We start from the raw sequence: 377 nt of genomic DNA, 5'->3' as shown, positions 1-377 counted from the left end.
GTGCTACATCTTCATTCGTTTCCTCTGTGAATGTGCCTCCTACAGGGGCATCATTTACTGAATGTACTGTGATATTGACTGTGATTGTTGCAGTCGATGTTCCATCGCTTACTGTTACTGTGAAGCTATCAGCACCATTATAATTAGTAGCTGGAGTGTAAGTATATGTACCATCACTATTTACAACTACAGAACCATGTGCAGGATCAGTAGCCTTGGTATAAGTCAGTACATCACCATCTACATCTGTACCTGTTACTTGACTGGTCAGTGCTACATCTTCATTCGTTTCCTCTGTGAATGTGCCTCCTACAGGGGCATCATTTACTGGATGTACTGTGATATTGACTGTGATTGTTGCAGTCGATGTTCCATCG

1 protein-coding gene is annotated in these 377 nt (G+C 42.2%); it reads right to left on the bottom strand.

The window, feature by feature from the left end; all coding sequences use genetic code 11:
* The coding region (locus tag BW716_RS35800; RefSeq protein WP_143709279.1) for a tandem-95 repeat protein at positions 1-377 on the bottom strand (377 nt) is incomplete at both ends.

The sequence above is a fragment of the [Flexibacter] sp. ATCC 35208 genome, assembly GCF_001975825.1.
In the GTDB taxonomy this organism is placed as follows: Bacteria; Bacteroidota; Bacteroidia; order Chitinophagales; family Chitinophagaceae; genus Chitinophaga.
The sequence above is the reverse complement of the archived record's forward strand: the minus strand, read 5'-3'. Positions and strand labels throughout refer to the sequence as shown.